The organism is Pseudomonas sp. VMV1 (assembly GCF_056790235.1).
Map to the genome: position 1 here is coordinate 26,276 of NZ_JBXGSE010000004.1, position 16,089 is coordinate 42,364.

Sequence of the window (16,089 nt, forward strand, 5' to 3'; positions counted from 1 at the left end):
CGGACTTCTGATCCTGGTCCCGGAGGCCACATGCAACACGCCGATCTGATCCTGCACAACGGCAAGCTCCACACCGTCGATCCCGAGCGCCCCGAGGCGACCGCGGTCGCCATCAAGGACGGCGTCTTTCTTGCCGTGGGTAGCGACAGCGATGTCATGGCGCATCGCGGCCCGGGCACCCAGGTGGTCGACCTGCGCGGTCGCCGCGCCATCCCGGGCCTCAACGACTCCCACCTGCACCTGATCCGCGGTGGCCTCAACTACAACCTGGAGCTGCGCTGGGAAGGCGTGCCCTCGCTGGCCGATGCCCTGCGCATGCTCAAGGACCAGGCCGAGCGTACCCCGGCGCCCCAATGGGTGCGGGTGGTGGGCGGCTGGAACGAATTCCAGTTCGCCGAGCGCCGTCTGCCGACTCTGGAGGAGCTCAACCAGGCTGCGCCGGACACCCCGGTGTTCATCCTGCACCTCTATGACCGGGCCCTGCTCAACCGCGCCGCCCTGCGTGTCGTGGGCTACACCAAGGACACGCCCAATCCGCCAGGCGGCGAGATCCAGCGCGACGCCCGGGGCGAGCCCACCGGCATGCTCATCGCCCGGCCCAACGCCATGATCCTCTACGCCACCCTGGCCAAGGGGCCCAAGCTGCCGTTGGAATACCAGGTCAACTCCACCCGCCAGTTCATGCGTGAGCTCAATCGTCTGGGCCTGACCAGCGCCATCGACGCCGGCGGCGGCTTCCAGAACTACCCGGACGACTACCAGGTCATCCAGGAGCTGGCCGATGCCGACCAGCTCACCGTACGCATCGCCTACAACCTCTTCACCCAGAGGCCCAAGGAAGAGCTGGCCGACTTCAGGAACTGGACCAGCAGCGTTACCCTGCACCAGGGCACCGACTTCCTGAGACACAACGGCGCCGGCGAGATGCTGGCCTTCTCAGCGGCCGATTTCGAGGACTTCCTCGAACCGCGCCCGGACCTGCCGTCCACCATGGAGGCCGATCTGGAGCCCGTGGTGCGCCACCTAGTGGAGCAACGCTGGCCGTTCCGCCTGCACGCCACCTACGACGAATCCATCTCGCGCATGCTCGACGTCTTCGAGCGGGTCAATCGCGACGTGCCCTTCAACGGGCTGCCCTGGTTCTTCGACCACGCCGAGACCATCAGTCCGCGCAACATCGAGCGGGTCAAGGCCCTCGGCGGCGGCATCGCCATCCAGGACCGCATGGCCTTCCAGGGCGAATACTTCGTCGACCGCTATGGTGCCAAGGCCGCCGAGCAGACCCCGCCGATCCAGCGGATGCTCGCCGAAGGCGTGCCGGTAGGGGCGGGGACCGATGCCACCCGCGTCTCCAGCTATAACCCCTGGACCTCACTGTACTGGATGGTCAGCGGCCGTACCGTCGGCGGCCTGGCGCTCTATCAGGAGGGCCTGCCGCGGGCCACCGCCCTGCAGCTGTTCACCCAGGGCAGTGCCTGGTTCTCCTCGGAACAGGGCAAGAAGGGCCAGTTGCGGGTGGGCCAGCTGGCCGACGTGGCAGTGCTCTCGGCGGACTTCTTCACCGTCGAGGAAGAGGCCATCAAGCACCTGGAGTCGGTGCTGACCGTGGTCGGCGGCCGCATCGTCCATGGTGCCGAGGAGTTCGATCGCCTCGGCCCGGCGCCCTTGCCGGTCACGCCGGACTGGTCGCCGGTGGTCAAGGTGCCCGGCCACTGGAAGCCCGGCGCACCCTTGCAGGCCGCCGTGCACCAGTGCGCCGGCGCCTGTTCCGTGCATGGCCACGGCCATGAGCGGGCGCGCCAGAGCCAGGTGCCGGTGAGCGACTTCAGTGGCTTCTGGGGCGCCTTCGGCTGCTCCTGCTTCAGCTTCTGAGGACCGCCACCATGACCGCCGCCGCCTTGAACCCCAACGCCGCCTCGCCCTGGCAGCCCCTGCGCCAGCGCACCTTCCGCTGGCTGTGGCTGGCCAGCATCGCGTCCAACATCGGTACCTGGATGCACGAAGTGGGTGCCGGCTGGCTGATGACCTCGCTGTCGGCCAGTCCCCTGGCGGTGGCCCTGGTCCAGGTGGCGGGAGCGTTGCCGATGTTCCTGCTGGCACTGCCGGCCGGTGCCCTGGCCGACATCGTCGACCGCCGCCGCTACCTGCTCGGCGTGCAGCTGTGGATGGCCACGGTGGCCCTGGCTCTGGCCGGGCTGACCCTGGCCGGCTGGATGACCGTACCGCTGCTCCTGGGGCTGACCCTGGCCATGGGCGTGGGCACGGCGCTGATGCTGCCGGCCTGGTCGGCGCTGACGCCCGAGCTGGTGGACAAGCGCGAGCTGCCGGCGGCCATCGCCCTGTCCAGCCTGGGCATGAACGTGGCCCGCGCCCTCGGCCCGGCCCTGGCGGGGGTGCTGGTCAGCCTGGCCGGTCCCTGGCTGACCTTCGCTCTTAACGCCGTTTCCTTCCTTGCCGTGATCGTCGCGCTCCTGACCTGGCGACGCCAACCTGCAGCCGCCGTGCTGCCCGCGGAGCGCCTCCTGGGCGCTGTCCGGGTCGGCCTCCGCTATGCCCGCAGCTCGCTCCATCTGCAGGTGGTGCTGGCCCGGACCGCCGCGTTTTTCCTCGGTGCCAGCGCCGGCATGGCCCTGCTGCCGCTGCTGGTGCGCCAGGCCTTGCAGGGCACCGCCCTGGATTTCGGCATCCTGCTCGGGTGCGTCGGCCTGGGCGCCATCGGCGGCGCCATGCTCCTGCCGCGGCTGCGCGAACGGCTGTCCAGTGACCTCCTGGTGGCGGGTGCCAGCGCGCTCTATGCCGGGGTGCTGCTGGGCCTGGCCTGGATTCGCGACTTCGCCTGGCTGCTGCCGGTCATGCTGGTCAGCGGCCTGGCCTGGATCGCCGTGCTCTCCAGCCTGCAGGTGGCGGCCCAGACCGCCGTGCCCGGCTGGGTGCGCGCCCGTGCCTTGGCCGTCTACATCCTGGTGTTCTTTGGCACCAGCGCCCTGGGCGGCTTGCTCTGGGGCGCCCTGGCCAGTCACTTCTCCCTGAGTCTGGCGCTGAGCGCGGCGGCCGGGGTGCTGCTGGCCGGGATCGGGCTGACCTGGCGCCTGCGTCTGCCGGTCACCCCGGCGGCCGATATCGCCCCCGCGCTGCACTGGCCGGCGCCGATCCTCGACGACTCCCTGGATCGCGAACGCGGCCCGGTGATGGTCACCCTGGAGTACGACATCGCCCCCGAACACGGCCCGGCCTTTCGCCAGGCGATGCAGGCGGTCGGCGCCATGCGCCGGCGCAACGGTGCCTTCTCCTGGGCCCTGCTGCAGGACAGCGCCGAACCACGCCGCTGGCAGGAATTCTTCTGCGATGAATCCTGGCTGGAGCACCTGCGCCACCACCACCGCGTCACCCAGGGCGAACAGCCCCTGGAAGCGGCGGCGCGGCAGTACCAGACCCCTGACGTACCCATCGCCATCCGTCATCTCCTGGGCGGCGCCTGACGCCGCCCTTCACCCCCAAGCACCACCACTCCCCCGAGGACTCCACCATGAGCAAGCCCTACAACCGTCTCGACAAGAACGATGCCGTCGTCCTGCTGATCGACCACCAGGCCGGTCTGATCTCGCTGGTTCAGGATTTCACCCCCAGCGACTTCAAGAACAACGTCCTGGCCCTGGCCAACAGCGCCAAGTTCTTCGGCCTGCCCACCATCCTCACCACCAGCTTCGAGCAGGGCCCCAACGGCCCGCTGGTGCCCGAGCTGGTCGAGCTGTTTCCCGAGGCCCCGTACATCGCCCGCCCCGGCCAGATCAATGCCTGGGACAACGATGACTTCGTTGCCGCCATCAAGGCCACCGGCCGCAAGCAGCTGATCATCGCCGGCGTGGTGACCGATGTCTGCGTGACCTTCCCGGCACTGGCGGCCATTGCCGAAGGCTTCGACGTCTTCGTGGTGACCGATGCCTCCGGCACCTTTGACAAGACCGTGCAGCAGGCTGCCTGGGCGCGCATGAGCGCCGCCGGCGTGCAACTGATGAACTGGTTCAGCGTGGCCTGCGAGCTGCACCGCGACTGGCGCAACGACATCGAAGGCCTGGGCGCGCTGCTGTCCAACCACATCCCCAACTACCGCAACCTGATGACCAGCTACGCCAAGCTGTCCGCCAAGTAAGGGGAACGATGGTCCGGCGCCTCCCTCGGCGCCGAACCATCCCTGCCAGACCTTCGCGGAGGGACGCCGTGAACCGTAACGACCTGCGCCGCATCGACCTGCACCTCTTGGTGGTGTTCGAAAGCCTGATGCACGAGCGCAATCTCACCCGCACCGCGGAAAAACTCTTTCTCGGCCAGCCGGCCATCAGCGCCGCCCTGGTGCGCCTGCGGCAATTCTTCGACGATCCGCTGCTGGTGCGCAGTGGCCGCGCCATGGAGCCTACGCCGCGCGCCCTGGCCATCCTCGCACGCCTGCAACCGGCCCTCGACGGCCTGTCCAATGCCCTCAGCGAGGTCGACGACTTCGATCCCGGCGCCAGCCGTGCGGTCTTTCGCCTGGGCATGTCCGACGATGTCGAGTGCGGCCTGCTGCCGCCGCTGCTGGCCCACCTGCGCGAGGTGGCGCCACACTGCGTGCTGGTGGTCCGCAACGCCAACTTCCTGCTGCTGCCCGGCCTGCTGGCCAGTGGCGAGGTGTCCCTGGGCATCAGCTACACCACCCAGCTGCCGGCCAACGCCAAGTGCCGCACCCTGAGGCACATCCGCGCCCTGGTGGTTCGCGCCGACGCCGATCCCGCGCCTCTGACCCTGGACGACTACTGCGCCCGGCCCCATGTGCTGGTGTCCATGTCCGGCGATCTTTGCGGCAACATCGACGACGATTTGGCGCGCCTCGGGCGCAGCCGCAAGGTAGCCCTAGGCGTGCCCCATTTCAACGGTCTCGGCGCCTTGCTGGCGGGCAGCGACCTGCTCGCCACAGTGCCCGACTATGCCGCCCAGGCGCTGGCCGCCAGTGGCAGTCTGCGCATCGAGGAACCGCCGTTTCCCATCGTTCCGGCGAAGCTGTCGCTGGTCTGGCGCGCCGCTCAAGACCTGGACCCAGGAGAGCGCTGGCTGCGCGGCGAGATCGTCAGATTCATGGGCGAGACGTCCTAGCGATTCGGGCTATCAGCGGCATCGATAAGCGCTATCCGCCGGTACGATTTATTGGCGAAGGGGTTGGCTTTCTAGGATGGCTGCATGTCTTCCGGAGCCCCTCCCATGAACCTCGTCACCTTCCGCAATGCCCTTCGCCTGCTGGCCTGCGCCGGCTTCCTTGCCCTGCTGGCCGGTTGCGCCAGTTCCCACAACGCCTATCTCAAGGACGGCCACACGGCCTACCTGGTGCAGTGCAACGGGGTGTTCGGCAGCTGGTCCGGCTGCGCCGGTGAAGCGGCCGCGCGCTGTCCCACCGGCAGCTACCAGGTCCTTGCCCGCAACCACCTCGATGGCGCCAGCGAAGCCCAGGCCGAGGCCAGTGTCGCCGGTCAGTCCTATCCAGTGCGCAATCTGCTGGTGCAGTGCCAGGGCGAACAACTGGCCTGGCGGGTGGGTACTTTCGTCCGCCGCATACCGGTGAGCGAAGGCTAGTCCACCAAGGCTTCTTCCAATACCCGCAAGAATTCCCGCGCCGCCGGTGTCGGCAGCGGCGACCAGATCGCATGGACGTTACGCTGCGGGGCATCGCTGATCGGCACCTGGGCCAGGCCCGCGAAGGTGATGGCGATACTGTGAGGCACCAGCCCGATCGCCAGCCCACGACGGACAAAGCGTTCCAGCAGCTGCATATTGCTCGTCTCGAAGCGCACGCGATGAGGCAGGCCCAGGGCGGCGAAGGCCTCATCGGTCTGCCGCCGCGCCCCGCTGCCGGCGGGCAGGTCCACCAACGGCAGATCCATCAGCTCATGCAGGGAGAGTCGCTCGCGTCTGGCCAGGACGTGCCCTGCCGGCAGCACCGCCACCAGCTCCTCGCTGAGCAGCAGACGGCTGGCCACCGCCTCCAGGGTCACCTGGCGGGACAGGCCGATCAGGGCGAAATCCAGTTGTCGCTCGCGCACCGCCGCCAGCAGCGTCTCGCTCTTGTCCTGGCGCAGCCGGATGTCCACCTGAGGATGACGGGCATGGAAGGTGGCCAGCAACTCGACGATATCCAGGCGGGGCACCGAGGAGATAAGGCCGACCGTCAGGGTGCCGCGAATGGTGCCGACCGCGGCGGCCACGTCCTGCTGCGCCCTTTCCACCGCCGCTAGCGCCTGACGGGCATGGACCAGCAGGGCCTCGCCCGCCGGGGTGACGAGTACCTGGCGCGGCAGGCGTTCGAACAGGGTGGCGCCCAACTCGGCCTCCAGCCGGGCGATCTGGTGGCTGAGCGCCGACTGCACCACGTGGCAGCGTTCGGCGGCCCGGGTGAAGTGGCGCTCCTCGGCCAGGGCGACGGCGAACTCCAACTGCTTGAGATTCATGAATTCTATCTTGAAATGAGATCAGGATTATCTTAACGATTCATTTAACCGATAGCTGTTGTTGTCCGATACTGACCGGCCTTTCCCTCCCCGGACCCTGCGGATGTCGACTCCCACGCCACCCCTCAGCCGCTGGCTGACCCTGCTCATGGCGGTCGCCACCGGCATCGCCGTGGCCAGCAACTACTACAACCAGCCGCTGCTGCACACCATCGCCCAGCGCTTCGACCTGAGCTACACCCAGGCCGGCAGCATCGTCACCACCGCCCAGCTCAGCTATGCCGCCGGTCTCCTGCTGCTGGTACCCCTGGGCGATCTGCTGGAGCGCCGCCAGCTGATCGTCACCATGAGCGTGATCGCCGCCGCTGGCCTGGCCCTGAGCGCCACCGCCACCAGCCTGACCTGGCTACTAGTGGGCACCGCCATGACCGGGCTCTTCTCGGTGGTGGCCCAGGTGCTGGTGCCCTTCGCCGCCACCCTGGCCGCGCCGGAGCAGCGGGGCAGGGCAGTGGGCACGGTGATGAGTGGCCTCATCCTCGGCATCCTGCTGGCCCGCACCGTGGCCGGCGCGCTCTCGTCCCTGGGCGACTGGCGTACCGTCTATGCCGTGGCGGCTGGCCTGATGCTGGCCACCGCCCTGGCCCTGCGTCTGGCACTGCCGCGTTATCAACAGTCGGCGGGCCTGAGCTATCCGCGCCTGCTGGGCTCGGTGTTCGTGCTCTTGCGCGACGAACCCCTGCACCGCCTGCGCACCCTGCTGGGCTGCCTGGGTTTCGCCGTCTTCGCGGTGTTCTGGACGCCCCTGGCCTTTCTGCTGGCCGCCGAGCCCTATGGCTTCAGCGATGGCGCCATCGGCCTGTTCGGTCTCGCCGGCGCGGTGGGCGCCCTGGCCGCCAGCCTGGCCGGGCGCATGGCCGACCAGGGCAAGGGTGGTCTCGCCACCAGTATCGGCCTGGCGGCCATGGTATTGGCCTGGCTGCCCCTGGCCCTCGCCCAGACGTCCTTGGCGGCGCTGCTGGTCGGCATCCTGGTGCTGGATCTCGCCGTGCAGCTCAGCCACGTCAGCAACCAGAACGTGGTCTACCGCCTCCGTCCGGAAGCCCGCAGCCGCCTCAACGCCGGCTACATGACCGGCTACTTCCTTGGCGGCTCCCTGGGCTCGCTGCTGTCGGCGCGGCTGTACGAGCACTTCGGCTGGACCGGCGTGAGCCTGGCCGGCTGCCTGCTGGCGGCCACGGCGCTGGCGGTCTGGTGCCTGTTCCTGCTGCGCCAGCGTCAGGCGCGGGCCTGAACGCTATCATCAGCACCGTCGATGATCGCTATCCCGCGGGACGATTTCTAGGCGTGGGGTGGGCTGGGGACAATAGGTCCACACCCACCCGACCCAGGTATTCGCCATGAAAGCCCTCACCGCTCTTTTCGCCGCCACCCTGCTCACCACCGCCGTCGCCCAATCCGCCCAGGCCGAGGAAAGCGCCCTGCGCCCCCTGGGTTCGCTGATCGAAAAGCATCAGCAGCAGGATCGCACCCTGGCTGAAAACGGCGCTGATCGCAGCCTGCAACCCTTGATCCAGCGTCAGCAGCAGCGCCTGGATGACCAACGCCTGGCGGCCGACGGCGCCGAACGGACCCTTCAGCAGTGGCCCCAGCGTCAGCCGATCCGCGGCACCGTGGCGTGAGTCGGCTGGACCGTCAGCCGGTCGCGCAGATAGTCCGAGAACAGCTGGACGATGCGCGCCGACTGGCGGTGCTGGGGATAGACCGCATAGACGGCTGCACTGGGCAGGGCGAAGTCTTCCAGCACCTGCACCAGTGCCCCTGAGGCCAGCGCCGCGCCGATGATGAAGGTCGGCAGCACCGCAATCCCCTGACCGGCGATGGCCGCATCCCTTACCACCTCTCCGTTGTTGGCCCTGAGCTGACCCTGCATGGACAGCGCCAGCGGCTTGCCCCCACGCTGGAAACGCCATTCCACCTGCCGGCCATGACCATAGAGCAGGCAGCTGTGTCCGGCCAGATCCTCCGGCTCCATCAGCGGCGGCGCCTGGCGCAGATAGTCCGGGCTGGCACAGGTCACCAGCTGCATCTCGGTCAGCCGCTTGGCGATCAGGCTGGAATCGGCCAGGGTGCCGATGCGGATCGACATGTCGTAGCCCTCGGCGAGCAGATCCACCGCCCGGTCATTGAGATCCAGTTCGAGGCGGATCTGCGGATAGGCCGAGAGGAAGTCCGGCAGCAGGGGGCTCAGGTGCAGGGTGCCAAAGGTCATGGGCGCGCTGACCCTCAGCACGCCCTGGGGCACGGTCCGCCGGCTGGACAACAGCTCCTCGGTGTCGTTGACGTCCTCGAGGATCTTTACCGCCCGCTCATAGAGCAGCATGCCCAGTTCGGTCGCCTGCAGGCGTCGTGTGGTGCGATTGAGCAGCCGCACCCCCAGACTTTCCTCCAGTGCCATGGTCCGCCGACTGACGAACTGCTTGGACAGCCCCAGCTTGTCGGCGGCGGCGGTGAAGCTGCCCTCGTTCAGGGTAGTGACGAACAGGCGCAGGTCTTCGAAGTTCATGGCGGCATCCAGGCAGCGGGCGGGCTTTCGCGGGCGATCGAGTGGCCGTCATTGTGCCAAATCCGTAAGCCCATGACCGTGGCGTCGCCCCCCTGCCATCAAAGCGATCGCCCAAAAGAAAACCCCCTCGCCACCTTGCGGTGAGGAGGGGGCCTTGGCGGTAGCCGTGACTCAGACGTTGAAGCGGAAGTGCATGACGTCACCGTCCTTGACGATGTACTCCTTGCCTTCCAGGCGCCACTTGCCGGCTTCCTTGGCGCCGTTCTCGCCCTTGAAGGCGATGAAGTCGTCATAGGCCACCACTTCGGCGCGGATGAAGCCCTTCTCGAAGTCGGTGTGAATGGCGGCGGCCGACTGGGGCGCGGTGGCGCCGACGCGGACGGTCCAGGCGCGCACTTCCTTCACCCCGGCGGTAAAGTAGGTCTGCAGGTTGAGCAGCTCGTAGCCGGCGCGGATCACCCGGTTCAGGCCCGGCTCTTCCATGCCCATGGACTCGAGGAACATCTGCTTTTCCTCGTCGTCGTCCAGTTCGGCGATCTCCGCCTCGATCTTGTTGCAGACCGGTACCACCACGGCGCCTTCTTCCTCGGCGATGGCGCGGACCACGTCCAGGTGCGGGTTGTTCTCGAAGCCGTCTTCAGCGACGTTGGCGATGTACATCACCGGCTTGCTGGTCAGCAGGTGGAAGCTGCGCACCAGGCGCTTCTGCTCGTCGTCCAGGCCCTTCAGCAGGCTACGGGCGGGCTTGCCGGCCTCGAAGTGGGGGATCAGCTTTTCCAGCAGGGCCTTTTGCGCCAGGGCTTCCTTGTCGCCGCCCTTGGCGTTGCGGGTGACGCGCTGCAGCTGCTTCTCGCAGCTGTCGAGGTCGGCGAAGATCAATTCCAGGTCGATCACCTCGATGTCCCGCTTGGGGTCGACCGAGTTCGACACGTGGATGACGTTCTCGTCTTCGAAGCAGCGCACCACGTGGGCGATGGCATCGGTCTCGCGGATGTTGGCGAGAAACTTGTTGCCCAGGCCTTCACCCTTGGAGGCGCCCGCCACCAGACCGGCGATGTCGACGAATTCCATGGTGGTGGGGATCACCCGCTCGGGCTTGACGATTTCCGCCAGGGCGTTCAGCCGCGCATCGGGCATGGGCACGATGCCGCTGTTGGGCTCGATGGTGCAGAAAGGGAAGTTTTCCGCCGCGATACCAGATTGGGTCAGGGCATTGAACAGGGTGGACTTGCCGACGTTGGGCAGGCCGACGATGCCGCAATTGAATCCCATGGTGTGTGTCCTCGCGGAAGAAAAGGAAGAGGGTAGGGTAGGTCAGGCCTTGCGGCTGTGCAGGCGTTGCATGGCGCGGGTCAGGTCACCGGCCAGCAGCTCCGGAACGACATCCAGGGCAGCGTCGATGCTGTTGTCGAGCAGCTCCTGCTCGCTGCGCGGCGCGCGGCCCAGCACGAAATTGGAGACCAGGCTGGCGTGGCCCGGATGGCCGATGCCCAGGCGCAGGCGCTGGAAACCGTTCTGATTGCCAAGCTGGGCGATGATGTCGCGCAGCCCGTTGTGGCCGCCATGGCCGCCGCCGGTCTTGAAGCGCGCGGTGCCGGGTGGCAGGTCGAGTTCGTCATGGGCCACCAGGATGGCCGCCAGCGGAATGCGGAAAAAGCCGGCGAGTGCCGCCACGGCCTGGCCGCTGCGGTTCATGTAGGTAGTGGGGATGAGCAGACGAACGTCGTTGCCCGCGTGGTGAAAGCGCCCCACGAGGCCGTGATACTTGCGCTCGACAGCCAGGCTCGCGCCTTGGGCGGCTGCCAGTCGCTCAACGAAAAGGGCCCCTGCATTGTGCCGGGTCTGGTCGTATTCAGGGCCTGGATTACCCAGGCCGACGATCAGTTGGACGGCAGTCATGTCAGGAGCCCTTCTCTTTCAGGCGTGCGAGAACTTACTCGGCAGCGCCTTCTTCGGCACCGTCAGCAGCTTCTTCACGGATGCGCGGCAGGTGGATGCTGGCAACCGGCAGATCGCTGCCGTGGGCCAGGGACACCAGCTCGACGCCAGCCGGGACATTCAGATCGCTCAGGTGAATGATCTGGTCCAGCTCGACCTTGGCCATGTCGACTTCGATGAATTCCGGCAGGTCTTTCGGCAGGCAGGAAACTTCGACTTCGTTGATGGTGTGCAGGATCTCGCCACCCTGTTGCTTCACGCCCACGGAGGATTCCTGGTTCATGAAGTGCAGCGGGACGTGAGCGGTCAGCTTCTGGTCAGCGATGACGCGCAGGAAGTCGGCGTGCATGACGTAGCCCTTGGAGGGGTGACGCTGCAGAGCCTTGACCAGTACGCTTTCGTTGCTGCCACCAACCTTCAGGGTGATGACGCTGGCGAAGGCAGCTTCGCTTTCCAGCATCTTGGCCAGGTCTTTGCCGACCAGGGTGATGGAAGTCGGGGCCTTGTCGCCACCGTAGATCACGGCAGGAACGTTACCGGCGTTACGACGCAGGCGGCGGCTCGCACCTTTCCCCAGGTCGGAACGCACTTCGGCATTCAGAGTGAAATCAACCATTGTGAATCTCCAGGATAAGGAATCGGCAGACCGAGACTTGCGACCAGTTCTACGGTCCTACCGACTAAAAAGCCCCGGTAGGCCATCACGACCTTCCGGGGCGCTTCCAGAGCGGCTGTTCCTTAACGGAACATCGCGCTGATGGATTCTTCGTTACTGATCCGGCGTACCGCCTCGGCCACCACCGGCGCGATGTCCAGCTGGCGGATACGGCTGCAGGCCTGAGCCGCGGCGGACAACGGGATGGTGTTGGTCACCACCAGTTCGTCCAGCACGGAGTTGTCGATGTTCTCGATGGCGCGACCCGACAGCACCGGGTGGGTGCAGTAGGCCAGCACCTTGGCGGCGCCGTGTTCCTTCAGGGCCTTGGCCGCGTGGCACAGGGTACCGGCGGTATCGACCATGTCGTCGACCAGCACGCAGGTGCGGTCCTGGATGTCACCGATGATGTGCATCACTTCCGACTGGTTGGCCTTGGGGCGACGCTTGTCGATGATCGCCAGGTCCACACCCAGGCTCTTGGCCACGGCACGCGCACGCACCACGCCGCCGATGTCCGGGGAGACGATCATCAGGTTTTCGAAACGCTGGTCTTCGATGTCATCCACAAGGGCGGGGGAGCCGTAGATGTTGTCCACGGGAATATCGAAGAAGCCCTGGATCTGGTCGGCGTGCAGGTCGACGGTGAGCACTCGATTGATGCCCACCACGGTCAGCATGTCGGCCACGACCTTGGCGCTGATGGCGACCCGCGCGGAACGCGGACGGCGATCCTGGCGCGCATAGCCGAAATAGGGGATGACTGCGGTGATACGAGTCGCCGAGGAGCGGCGGAAGGCATCGGCCATCACCACCAGTTCCATCAGGTTGTCGTTGGTCGGCTCGCAGGTGGGTTGGATGATGAAGACATCCTTGCCCCGTACGTTCTCGTTGATTTCGACGCTTATCTCGCCATCGGAGAATTTTCCGACGGAGACGTCACCGAGAGGGATGTGCAGCTGGCGCACGATGCGCCGTGCCAGATCGGGGTTGGCGTTCCCCGTGAAGACCATCATCTTGGACACGCTGCAGTTCCTGCGGCTTGAGGTGGGTCTTGGAAGGAAAATGGCAGGGGCGGCTGGATTCGAACCAACGCATGGCAGGATCAAAACCTGCTGCCTTACCGCTTGGCGACGCCCCTGTATCTTGCAGAGTACTAGCTGTACTCATTCTCTGGTCAGGCTTGCCAGCGCCCGGTGCAACATTGATGTGTTGCTGCCTTTGGCTACGAAGCCTGGAAGTGATGCTGGTAGCTGGCTAGCTACTGTATCAGCTTCGGTCTTATTTGGAAAGCTTCCAAATATGCAACCTCCAGTGCCGGTTAATCTAGCTGAAACAAATTTGTTTAGCAAGATCAAAGCGTTACGAATTTCTGGGTAACGCCTTTCGACCGTACTCTGGCAGTCGTTTCGACCTGACCACTTGAGAACGGCGCAAACTTTAATGGCGGGAGTGTCCCGTGTCAACAGCGGATCTGAAAAAATTTCTGCTGTACTTACAGAGACTTGCGGTACCGCCACGAGATACCAGGGTTCCGGCGGCGCGACGGGGGTGAGCTTTTCACCCACGCCCTCGGCGAAGGCGGCCTGGCCACGGACGAATACCGGCACGTCGGCGCCCAGGCGCAGCCCCAGAGCGGCCAGGTCATCGAGACTGGCGTCCAGGCCCCAGAGGTGATTCAGGCCGAGCAGGGTAGTGGCGGCATCCGAGCTGCCGCCACCGATGCCGCCGCCCATGGGCAGGCGCTTGGTCAGCCAGAGGTCGGCGCCCTGGCGGGTACCGCTTTCTTCCTGCAGCAGGCGAGCCGCGCGCAGGATGAGATTCTGTTCCGGGGCGACACCCGGCAGGCCGTCATGCAACTGCAATTCGCCGTCATCGCGTCCGGCAAAGCCCAGGTCGTCGCCCCAGTCGAGAAACTGAAACAGCGTCTGCAGTTCGTGATAACCATCCGGACGGCGGCCGAGGATATGCAGGAACAGATTGAGCTTGGCGGGCGCCGGCAGGGTGAAGGCGGGCGCCACGGTCATTTGCCCAGCTCGCGCGGCTGCCAGTTCTTCACCACCAGGATGACTTCCAGGTCCTTGCCGGTGAGCTTGAGGCGCTCGGGCAGGGTGTAGCCGTTCTGCTCGGTGTAACGGGTGTATTCGACGGTCCAGCCGTCCTGCACCAGGCGCGCCAGGTGGCTGTCGGCGTCCAGGGTCAGCTGGCTGCGGCTGTCCGGGGCCGGCAGGCCACGCACCCACCAGAGCAGGTGCGAGACCGGCAGGCGCCAGCCGAGCTGCTGTTCCAGCAGGGCCTCGGGGGAGTCGGCCTGATAGCTGCCCTGACCCGATACGTCGAGCGTGACGGCGCCCGGACGACCGGTGAGGCGGGTGGCGCCGCGACCCAGGGGGCCGGCCAGGCGAATGTCGTAGTAGTCCTGGCGCTGCAGCCAGAAAAGGGTGCCGCTGCCGGAGTCGCGCGGGGCGCGGATGCCGACCTTGCCGTCGATCTGCCAGCCATCGAGGGCGGAGATACGTTTTTTATGAGCTTGCCATTGGGCGGCGTTGCCCTGGCCTTCCACGGCCTCCTGGTGGGAGGTGCTGGCGCAACCGGCCAGCAGGGCGAGCAGGAGCAGGGTGAAGAGGGTACGCGCGCGGATCATCGGAGGGTTTCGCTTCCAGTCAGGCGTTTGAGGGTGTTGCGCAGGATGGCGTCATCGGCGTCGGCGTCGAGGCCCACGCGCCAGACCTTGCGCGCTTCGCTGTGCTTGCCCTGGGCCCAGAGCACCTCGCCCAGGTGGGCGGCCACTTCCGCGTCGGGAAAGCGTTCGTAGGCCTGGCGCAGATAGCGTTCGGCATCGGCCAGCTGGCCCTGGCGATAGCGGATCCAGCCCATGCTGTCGAGGATGGCCGGGTCGTCCGGGCTCAACTGATGCGCCTTGTCGATCAGCTGGCGCGCTTCGGCCAACCGGGGCGTGCGATCGGCCAGGGTGTAGCCGAGGGCATTGAGGGCCATGGCATTGTCGGGGTCGTGGGCGATGATGTAGCGCAGGTCGCTTTCCAACTGCCCGAGATCACCCCGCTTTTCCGCCAGCATGGAACGGACATAGAGCAGGTTGAGATCGTTGGGATACTGCTGCAGGGCCTGCTGCACGGCCTGGTCGGCGAGGGCTGTCTGGTCGGCACTGGCCAGGCCTTCGACTTCCAGCAGATAGAGCGGCACGGCGTATTCGCTCTGGCGCTTGCGGGCTTCGGCCAGGCGCTGGCGGGCCTCGGCGATGCGGCCGCTACCGAGCAGGATCTCCGTCTGGCGCTGCTGGGCAGCCAGGTAATCGGTACCTGGACCGACCTGGGTGTATTCGGCCAGCGCCTGCTCGGGCTGGTCCAGCTCCTCGTAGCTGCGCCCCAGATTGAGGTGCGCGGCGTCCACATGGCTGCCGCGGTCGATCAGTTCCTTGAGGTAGATCTGGGCTTCGCGCCAGGCCTGGGCTTCCAGGCAGACCAGCGCCAGGGAGAATCTCAGGTCGTCATCGTCCGGAAACTGGGCGACCAGTTCGGCGAATTCGCGCTTGGCCTGGTCCAGGCGATCCAATTCCACCAGCAGCCGGGCATGGGCCAGGCGCAGGCGGCGATCTTCCGGGTGCTGGCGGATGCCGGCTTCGAGCAGCGGCAGGGCCTCGGCGCTGCGGTCCTGGCTTTGCAGCAGGCGCGCGCGCAGGAGCAAAGGGGCCACTTCCCGCTTTGCCGCCGGATTGCGCTCCAGCAATTTCAGCGCGTCGTCAGCGCGGCCGTCCTGCTGCAGCAGCAGGGCCTTGCCGAACAGCAGCTGGCCGTTATGCGGATATTTGGCCAGCAGCCGATCGAAACTCTTAAGCAGGCCGGCGCGGGTGGTCTCGTCGGTTTCCGCCGCGGACAGGGCAAGGAAATCGAAGTGGGTGTCACCCTGGCCCTGGAGCACGCGCTCCATGTAGGCCATGGACTCGTCATAGCGACCGGCGCGGGCCAGCATGATGGCGGCGGCACGCTGGGCGTCCAGGTTGTCCGGGGCATTGCGGGCCCAGATCTGCGCGGTTTCCAGTGCCGGGGTATCGGCACCCAGGTACTCGGCGATGCGGAAGGCACGCTCGGCGACGCCCGGATCCTGGGTCGACTTGGCCTGCTCGACATAGTTGGTCAGGGCGATGTCGAACCGGTTGCGCTGCCCCGCCAGCTCGCCGACCAGCAGGTCATAGAGGGTGTCTTCGCGAAAGGAGCCGGCCGGTTGCGGCGTGCTCGTCTTGGCGGTGGGCGGCGGGATGGCGGCGGCGGGCGTCGGCTGACGGCCGAGGTTCTGGCAGCCGGCGAGCAGCAGGGCGGTCGTCAGCAGCGCAAGGTATCTGGTCATAGGGTCGGGGCGGCCTTTTTACAGTCGGTCCATCATGCCACAAGAGTCGCCGTGGCCGCGTCGCGCATGCGCAGCGGCCGGCCGAGAAGTGCGGT

16 protein-coding genes and 1 tRNA gene are annotated in these 16,089 nt (G+C 66.6%); 7 read left to right on the forward strand and 10 right to left on the reverse strand.

The features are described 5' to 3' along the window. The first annotated feature begins 30 nt into the window (after nt 1-30). From ACUCV0_RS14440 to ACUCV0_RS14460, 5 genes are all read left to right on the forward strand, one after another. Nucleotides 31-1,872: an amidohydrolase gene (locus ACUCV0_RS14440; RefSeq protein ID WP_482212993.1), complete on the forward strand. Its 1,842-nt coding sequence runs from the start codon at nt 31-33 to the stop codon at nt 1,870-1,872. 11 nt (nt 1,873-1,883) lie between these two features. Next, nucleotides 1,884-3,479, forward strand: a complete 1,596-nt coding sequence (locus ACUCV0_RS14445) for an MFS transporter (protein WP_482212994.1) — start codon at nt 1,884-1,886, stop codon at nt 3,477-3,479. Nucleotides 3,480-3,526: 47 nt separating this feature from the next. Continuing rightward, on the forward strand, nt 3,527-4,150 hold the full coding sequence (ycaC, locus tag ACUCV0_RS14450; RefSeq protein WP_434775698.1) for an isochorismate family cysteine hydrolase YcaC: 624 nt from the start codon (nt 3,527-3,529) through the stop codon (nt 4,148-4,150). A gap of 68 nt (nt 4,151-4,218) precedes the next feature. After that, entirely contained in the window at nt 4,219-5,127 is a 909-nt protein-coding gene (locus tag ACUCV0_RS14455) for a LysR family transcriptional regulator (protein WP_482212995.1), read from the forward strand. Nucleotides 5,128-5,232: 105 nt separating this feature from the next. Beyond that, on the forward strand, nt 5,233-5,601 hold the full coding sequence (locus ACUCV0_RS14460; protein WP_271653798.1) for a hypothetical protein: 369 nt from the start codon (nt 5,233-5,235) through the stop codon (nt 5,599-5,601). Here the strand turns inward: ACUCV0_RS14460 and ACUCV0_RS14465 are convergent. Next, complete coding sequence (locus tag ACUCV0_RS14465) at nt 5,598-6,473, reverse strand: LysR substrate-binding domain-containing protein (RefSeq protein ID WP_482212996.1); 876 nt, start codon at nt 6,471-6,473, stop codon at nt 5,598-5,600. The two genes, ACUCV0_RS14460 and ACUCV0_RS14465, sit on opposite strands and share 4 nt — an antisense overlap. 103 nt (nt 6,474-6,576) lie before the next feature. On the opposite strand from ACUCV0_RS14465, the gene ACUCV0_RS14470 reads away from it, so the two are divergent. After that, a complete protein-coding gene (locus ACUCV0_RS14470) occupies nt 6,577-7,764 on the forward strand; it encodes an MFS transporter (protein WP_482212997.1) in 1,188 nt (395 codons plus the stop codon). 106 nt (nt 7,765-7,870) lie between these two features. Continuing rightward, on the forward strand, nt 7,871-8,152 hold the full coding sequence (locus ACUCV0_RS14475; protein ID WP_434775703.1) for a hypothetical protein: 282 nt from the start codon (nt 7,871-7,873) through the stop codon (nt 8,150-8,152). Here ACUCV0_RS14475 and ACUCV0_RS14480 read toward each other — a convergent pair. The 9 genes from ACUCV0_RS14480 to ACUCV0_RS14520 form a co-directional block, all read right to left on the reverse strand. Next, a complete protein-coding gene (locus tag ACUCV0_RS14480) occupies nt 8,125-9,036 on the reverse strand; it encodes a LysR family transcriptional regulator (protein ID WP_482212998.1) in 912 nt (303 codons plus the stop codon). The two genes, ACUCV0_RS14475 and ACUCV0_RS14480, sit on opposite strands and share 28 nt — an antisense overlap. 171 nt (nt 9,037-9,207) lie before the next feature. Continuing rightward, nucleotides 9,208-10,308, reverse strand: coding sequence for a redox-regulated ATPase YchF (gene ychF / locus ACUCV0_RS14485; protein WP_059313444.1), 1,101 nt, complete (start codon nt 10,306-10,308; stop codon nt 9,208-9,210). A gap of 42 nt (nt 10,309-10,350) precedes the next feature. Then, complete coding sequence (gene pth, locus ACUCV0_RS14490; protein WP_482212999.1) at nt 10,351-10,935, reverse strand: aminoacyl-tRNA hydrolase; 585 nt, start codon at nt 10,933-10,935, stop codon at nt 10,351-10,353. A 34-nt stretch (nt 10,936-10,969) separates the two neighbouring features. Continuing rightward, complete coding sequence (locus tag ACUCV0_RS14495) at nt 10,970-11,590, reverse strand: 50S ribosomal protein L25/general stress protein Ctc (RefSeq protein ID WP_059313446.1); 621 nt, start codon at nt 11,588-11,590, stop codon at nt 10,970-10,972. Nucleotides 11,591-11,712: 122 nt separating this feature from the next. Beyond that, nucleotides 11,713-12,654 (reverse strand): ribose-phosphate pyrophosphokinase, encoded by a 942-nt coding sequence (locus ACUCV0_RS14500; RefSeq protein ID WP_017641089.1) that lies wholly within the window; start codon nt 12,652-12,654, stop codon nt 11,713-11,715. 41 nt (nt 12,655-12,695) lie between these two features. Then, a tRNA-Gln gene (locus tag ACUCV0_RS14505) sits at nt 12,696-12,770 on the reverse strand. Between the two features lie 25 nt (nt 12,771-12,795). Then, nucleotides 12,796-13,656, reverse strand: coding sequence for a 4-(cytidine 5'-diphospho)-2-C-methyl-D-erythritol kinase (ispE, locus tag ACUCV0_RS14510; RefSeq protein ID WP_442964860.1), 861 nt, complete (start codon nt 13,654-13,656; stop codon nt 12,796-12,798). After that, on the reverse strand, nt 13,653-14,273 hold the full coding sequence (gene lolB, locus ACUCV0_RS14515; RefSeq protein WP_059313447.1) for a lipoprotein insertase outer membrane protein LolB: 621 nt from the start codon (nt 14,271-14,273) through the stop codon (nt 13,653-13,655). The genes ispE and lolB overlap by 4 nt, the downstream gene beginning before the upstream one ends. Continuing rightward, nucleotides 14,270-15,994 (reverse strand): tetratricopeptide repeat protein, encoded by a 1,725-nt coding sequence (locus ACUCV0_RS14520; RefSeq protein WP_482213000.1) that lies wholly within the window; start codon nt 15,992-15,994, stop codon nt 14,270-14,272. The genes lolB and ACUCV0_RS14520 overlap by 4 nt, the downstream gene beginning before the upstream one ends. Nucleotides 15,995-16,089 lie beyond the last annotated feature (95 nt).